Genomic DNA, 5225 nt, shown 5'->3' on the forward strand with positions numbered 1-5225 from the left:
TCTGTTTTCGTCTTCTCCTATGTTCTCATAGGATACGCCACTTATAAATTCAGCCAGATTATTTTCGATAGCCATGATAAATAATAGCGTTTTATAATATATTGTTTGTTATTAAAAAATACATTTGCACTGTGCGAAAAATTGATAAAGGACTTTTGATTGTAAGATTAAAATGGCAAACAAGAAAAGCAATAATCCGGGGAAAAAACAAGGAAAAAAATAAACCGAACTATACAGGATTCTTTAAAACAAGGAATTTTTTATTAACAGCTATAATGGCAGTCATAATAGTTGTCATAGTTGTGCTGGCAGTATTGAATCCATTTTTCGCTCCTCCAGCAAAAATCACTGCGGGTAAATATTATAAGGTATCACAGGGAGACCTCCTTTCCAATGGAAGTTCAGCAGTGTTTTTCCTTTCATGGATAGGATGCCCCATAGGAGCCTCAGATTCCTGGGCACTGTATTATGGGATTAACTCAACAACAAATATATCTAGCCATGTGGAATTACATACTGCAGATCCAGCGGATATTTATTCTAGCTCTACCACTGGTCAACCGGGACTTTTATTTAAGGGAAATTTCACATTTACTGCCTCAGGGCATAAATCTACCTTCTATCCCCTTTACATGTACAATGAGACCATGAGTGGAACTGTGGGAAATAAGCCCATCAACGAATCCCTGGTGTCATACGGGCTTTCACTTATAAATAGTACATATCCAGCAAAGGTAGCAGCTATGTTCAACAAATACTCAAGTGATATTACATTTAAGGGCCACCTGACAACTACCATTCTTATAACCGGTCCTCATGGAACTTACATCTTCAATGCGTTTATGTATGCTATTATACCTGGAGGAGTGCTTGGAAGTGGGTCTGCGTCTCCTGGCCACTGGAGTCCTAATACTCCACAATATGTCATGTCTCATCTTGGGAGTTCAACCCATATAACAAAAGCAGCATCCACCTTTATGGGATATCTTGCAAAAAGCCAGTAAGATAGCAAAAAATATTATCCCTGTTTTTATAGGGTGTTATGTCCACACTGTACCTAGTAGGGATAGGACCCGGAAATAGAGGAGAGATTACAGAGGATGCAATAAAAAGCCTTGAGGATTCAGATATAATAATGGGATATGCCAAATACATAGAGTTAATAGAAAAATTTATTGAAAACAGGAACGTTGTTCCAGGTTCTGTCACAGATGAAATGGAAAGGGCTAACAGGGCGATAAACTATGTCATGCAAGGAAAAAATGTATCTATAATTTCCAGTGGTGATTCTGGTATATACGGCATGGCCGGCATAGTTTTTGAGATTCTCGCTGCCCATAAATATGATATTGATGTTAAAATTATTCCCGGGATCACAGCATTGAATTCCGCAGGGTCACTTCTTGGTGTCCCCTTTATGAACGATTTCTGCTCCATAAGCCTGAGCGACAGGCTTACACCGGTGGATATAATAATAAAAAGGATCCATGCAGCAGGCAGTGGGGATTTTGTTACGGCACTATACAATCCAGTCAGTTCAAGGCGAACCGAACTTATAAAAAAGGCCAGGGAAATCATGCTGGAATATAGAGATAAAAGTACACCGGTAGGAATCGTCAAAAACGCATACAGGGATGGCCAAAAAGTGGAAATATCAACATTAGAAAACTTCCTGAACTTTAATATAGATATGTTCACGCTGGTAGTAATAGGCAATTCCAGCACATACGTCTATGGAAAATATATGATAACGCCCAGGAACTATAATAAAAAATATGATATTTAGGAATTGAAAAAACTATTTAATTAATCCATTAATAATGGCATGTGTTTGCTGAAGAAGCCAGAGGAGTGGTAAAGATTGAAATCGGTGAGCGAAGACTGTCGCTGAATATGGATTCCGATATGATTTATTATTCCCTGGGTGATAGAACATATAGAAGAACCAGAATGAATGATTTTATAGAATTAAGTACATTAATGGAAAGAGAAATGCAAGGCTTCTGGATGAAAAGGAGAAACGTGGTATAGCAAATTCATTTTACAGCGATATAGAACTGGTTTCCACAGAGTATCCATTTCTAAAAAAACATAGAAAGGACTACGAGTTTCTGAAAAAAAGAGGTACAGGCCTTGTTGGTATTTATGGTGAAAAGATACCTATAGTGCCACCTGACCGGTACTTTTCACTGTATTTACGTATATCCGCAGGTTGCCCATGGAACAAATGTTCATTCTGCAATCTCTATAAGGATCAAAAATATTCTCCATTGCCATTTTCTATGGTTAGGGAACAGGCTGAAAGGTTAGGAGAATTTTTTAAGAATTCAATAGAATCCATGAACGGGATATTTCTTGGAGATGCTAATGCAGTTTCCATGAGTTCTGATATGCTGTATAATTATTTTGATTATTTCAGGGAAAAATTCCATATGCCCTTTTATGCATTTTCCGATGCCTTTACCACACCATTGAGAAATACAGATTTCAAAATGATGAGGGAAATGGGGCTAAAGAGGATATACATTGGTATAGAAAGTGGTAATCCGGGTATACTTAGAATGCTTAACAAGAAAATGGACACTCAAATGGCACGTGAATTTATAGGAAAAATTCAGGATTCAGGAATTAACGTTGGGCTTATAGTTATGTCTGGATTTGGGAAAGACCATGTAAGGGATACTGTAAAATTTCTGAAATCTATTGAATATTCAAAGGGAGACATAATATATATTTCTCCAATAAAAGAATATAATAATTTTCATGAAATTCTAATGGAAAATGGAATGGAAATAAGGAACAGCGAATTTACGGAAATCAGGGATAATCTTAAGGATTCCCTGGACATTCCGGTTGTGATTTATAATGTTGATGAATCACTGTACTAACCTCTGAATAATTTAACGTATGTTGTGCCCCGATATCAGAGTAAAGGCATGCAGGATCCTGTGCAAATATGTCGCCATAGCGGGCATATGCCCTTGACCTGGAACCGCCACAGGAATCACCCCATTCGCAGGCTCCACATAGCCCACCAAGATTTGAGCTGTTTCTTAACAATTTGAGGGTTTCGTTGTCCCTGTAGATATCGACTATAGAATTTTCCTTGATATTTCCAAGTTTGTAGGGAAGAAAACCACTGGGGTAAACATCACCATTATAGGCCACGAATATTATTCCATTTCCGTCCCTAGTGTTAGAAACCCTTGAGGGTATATTTTTGGATTCCGGTAGCCCCAGAAGATCTATAGTTTTGCTTATAAGTTTGTGATAAAGTTCCCCTGAATAATTTTCATTTCCCTGGTCTATTATTCTCCTGAAGATTGGTGATTCAACTGTCCTTACCACTATTCCGTAATTCATGACAAACAGAAGCCAGTGATTTATGTCTTCGAATTCCTCAGGAGTCAAATCCTCAGAATCAATTGCTCTCCCTGTCTGTATAAGGAAAAATACTTCCCATGTTTTTACATTATTGTCAATAAGAAGCTTTAGGAGTTCAGGAAGCTGATCCAAATTCTTCTTCATTACCACCGAATTTATCTGGAGTTTCAAACGTTTTAAATTAAACAGGTTTATGAGTTCTAAGGTTTTGTCATAAACACCGGGACCCCTAAGCCAGTCATGCATATCTCGGTCTCCATCCAGGGACAGGGATGCTGAGAGGATATGGTGAGATTTGAAATAATCTATTCTTTCTGGTGTCAGGAGATCTGTGGCAGCTGGGCTTATTGATGTGGGTATTCCATATTTTTCGGCGGTCTCGATAATGTTGTTTAGACCAGTACGCCTCATCATATCACCACCGGTAAGGATGAGAACAGGGTATGGCTTCCCAAAATTCTGAATTGATTTTATAAATAAAGTAGCTTCATTATGTGTTAATTCGTCTGGAAGTGGGTTCTCCATTGATGAGGCGCGACAGTGTGTGCATGCTAGGCCACATGCCTTGGTGGTTTCCCAGAATATAAGTATTGGTTTCTGGTTGTAGTCTATCATATCAGGTAAATGTGGGTTTGTATAATAGAATAATGAAAATGTATGAAGATATTTGTGAAAATGGAAGAGACTAAATAATTGATGTTAAGATACATATCTGACAATTTCTGAAAACTCATTAAAACTTAATTGTAATAACTGTTTAGATAAGTGAACATTTACCATATTGCTGATTTCTCGGGACTAAGAAGATTTTTATATTTGCACGAACCTGGAATTTATAGAAACCCTCATCAATTCCTTATAGGATATATTTCTAATTTTTCCTGCCGGTAAAACTTATTCCATCTTCTAGGTGGTATCAATTCCTTATAGGATATATTTCTAATCTTTTCAAAATTTATATTCATTGATAAATAATCAAGGTATCAATTCCTTATAGGATATATTTCTAATATTACCTTCTCGGCGATTTCACCACCGATCGCCAGGTATCAATTCCTTATAGGATATATTTCTAATATTCAGGAATTGTGAGGTCATTTCACGACCCCCTAGTATCAATTCCTTATAGGATATATTTCTAATAACATATATGACATGTTTCTCTTGACAAATTTGTAGTATCAATTCCTTATAGGATATATTTCTAATCATGGTGAATCAGGATACATGAACAAATACCTCTAGTATCAATTCCTTATAGGATATATTTCTAATCTGGGATTCCACATCATCAGAATTCTCAATCAGGAACGTATCAATTCCTTATAGGATATATTTCTAATTACCTCAACCCGCCTTTGAATAGAATCTCGATCATCGTATCAATTCCTTATAGGATATATTTCTAATTAGCAGCTCCAGATACATCTGACGATACAGTTTTTACGTATCAATTCCTTATAGGATATATTTCTAATTTGAATTTGATTATTGGAAATCAAAAGGGTTTCAAGTATCAATTCCTTATAGGATATATTTCTAATATAACGAATTACGTCAAATTATAGGGTGATATCGTAGTATCAATTCCTTATAGGATATATTTCTAATCCTCAGTCTTGAAATCACCGATTTCCTCTATTCGTGTATCAATTCCTTATAGGATATATTTCTAATGGTTGATTTCCCACTTCCTGAATAACCAATAACACAGTATCAATTCCTTATAGGATATATTTCTAATAAGATCCCCTGACGGATCATTTCGTACAGATCCGTGTATCAATTCCTTATAGGATATATTTCTAATTAGCAGCTCCAGATACATCTGACGATACAGT

At 36.3% G+C, this 5225-nt stretch carries 5 protein-coding genes and 1 CRISPR repeat array; of the genes, 4 read left to right on the forward strand and 1 reads right to left on the reverse strand.

Going from position 1 to position 5225, the window contains the following annotated elements; genetic code table 11:
• The first annotated feature begins 131 nt into the window (after positions 1 to 131).
• The 4 genes from AMDU4_RS11015 (at position 132) to AMDU4_RS11030 (ending at position 2888) form a co-directional block, all read left to right on the forward strand.
• Positions 132 to 1004 (forward strand): DUF929 family protein, encoded by an 873-nt coding sequence (locus tag AMDU4_RS11015; RefSeq protein ID WP_021788047.1) that lies wholly within the window; start codon positions 132 to 134, stop codon positions 1002 to 1004.
• 38 nt (positions 1005 to 1042) lie between these two features.
• A complete protein-coding gene (gene cobJ / locus AMDU4_RS11020; protein WP_021788048.1) occupies positions 1043 to 1786 on the forward strand; it encodes a precorrin-3B C(17)-methyltransferase in 744 nt (247 codons plus the stop codon).
• 41 nt (positions 1787 to 1827) lie between these two features.
• Positions 1828 to 2031, forward strand: a complete 204-nt coding sequence (locus AMDU4_RS11025; RefSeq protein WP_021788049.1) for a hypothetical protein — start codon at positions 1828 to 1830, stop codon at positions 2029 to 2031.
• Between the two features lie 134 nt (positions 2032 to 2165).
• The gene (locus AMDU4_RS11030; protein ID WP_290705142.1) at positions 2166 to 2888 is read left to right on the forward strand and encodes a radical SAM protein; all 723 of its coding nucleotides are present in this window, start codon (positions 2166 to 2168) and stop codon (positions 2886 to 2888) included.
• Here AMDU4_RS11030 and AMDU4_RS11035 read toward each other — a convergent pair.
• Positions 2830 to 3999, reverse strand: coding sequence for a TIGR04053 family radical SAM/SPASM domain-containing protein (locus AMDU4_RS11035; RefSeq protein ID WP_021788051.1), 1170 nt, complete (start codon positions 3997 to 3999; stop codon positions 2830 to 2832). The two genes, AMDU4_RS11030 and AMDU4_RS11035, sit on opposite strands and share 59 nt — an antisense overlap.
• A gap of 230 nt (positions 4000 to 4229) precedes the next feature.
• Positions 4230 to 5194: direct repeats of the CRISPR family, unit length 31 nt; unit sequence GTATCAATTCCTTATAGGATATATTTCTAAT.
• Positions 5195 to 5225: the final 31 nt, after the last annotated feature.

The organism is Ferroplasma sp. Type II (assembly GCF_000496155.1).